Below are 1016 nucleotides of genomic sequence, written 5' to 3' on the forward strand. Positions count from 1 at the left end.
ACATCGCTCTGGAGCCTGCCGCGCAGGCGTTCGTGGACGCCACGTCGGAGCCGCCGTTCCTCTACCAGATGACTCCCGAGGACGGGCGCAAGACGGTCGACGGTGTGCAGGACGCGCCGATCTTCAAGCCGGAGATCGACGAGGAGTGGCAGGAGGTCCTCGGCGGACCTACCGGCAGCGTCAAGATCCGCATCGTGCGTCCGGCGGGCTCGGCCGGCACCACCCTGCCGGTCATCCTCTACGTCCACGGCGCCGGCTGGGTCTTCGGTAACGCCCACACCCACGACCGCCTGGTACGGGACCTGGCCGTCGGGGCGAACGCCGCGGTGGTCTTCCCCGAGTACGACCGCTCGCCCGAGGTCGGCTACCCCGTCGCGCTCGAGCAGAGCTACGCCGCCGCCCAATGGATCGTCAGCAACGGCGCCGACAACAACCTCGACGCAACCCGCATCGCCGTCTCCGGCGACTCCGTCGGCGGCAACATGGCCACCGCGCTGACCCTGCTGGCCAAGGAGCGCGGCGACGTCCACTTCGTCAAGCAGGTGCTGTTCTACCCGGTGACCAACGCCGCGTTCGACACCGCTTCCTACGACGAGTTCGCCGAGGGCTACTTCCTCTCCCGCGAGGGCATGAAGTGGTTCTGGGACCAGTACACGATCAGCGAGGAGGAGCGCGGCCAGATCACCGTCTCGCCGCTGCGGGCCAGCCTCGAGGACCTCGCCGGGCTGCCGTCGGCCCTGATCATCACCGCCGAGGCCGACGTCCTGCGGGACGAGGGCGAGGCCTACGCCGCCCGTCTGCGCCAGGCCGGCGTCGCCGCGACCAACGCCCGCTTCGGCGGCATCGTCCACGACTTCGTCATGGTCAACGCCCTGCACGACACCGAAGCCGCCAAGCACGCCATCCTCCTGGCCGTCGCCAGCCTCAGGGAAGCCCTCGGCACCACCGCCTGACTCACCCCCGACGGCGGCCGCCCCACCCCGGCGGCCGCCGCGGAGGACACCTCCATGGCACGA

Annotated in this window: 1 protein-coding gene; it reads left to right on the forward strand. The window is 70.6% G+C overall.

Annotated features, from left to right (window positions below; genetic code table 11):
* Window positions 1-2 precede the first annotated feature (2 nt).
* Window positions 3-953 carry an alpha/beta hydrolase gene (locus ACZ4UV_RS52075; RefSeq protein WP_467850278.1) on the forward strand — a complete coding sequence of 317 codons (951 nt, stop codon included), beginning with the start codon at window positions 3-5 and terminating at the stop codon, window positions 951-953.
* The last annotated feature ends 63 nt before the right edge of the window (window positions 954-1016 follow it).

It is taken from the genome of Streptomyces sp. NPDC028289 (assembly GCF_055565975.1).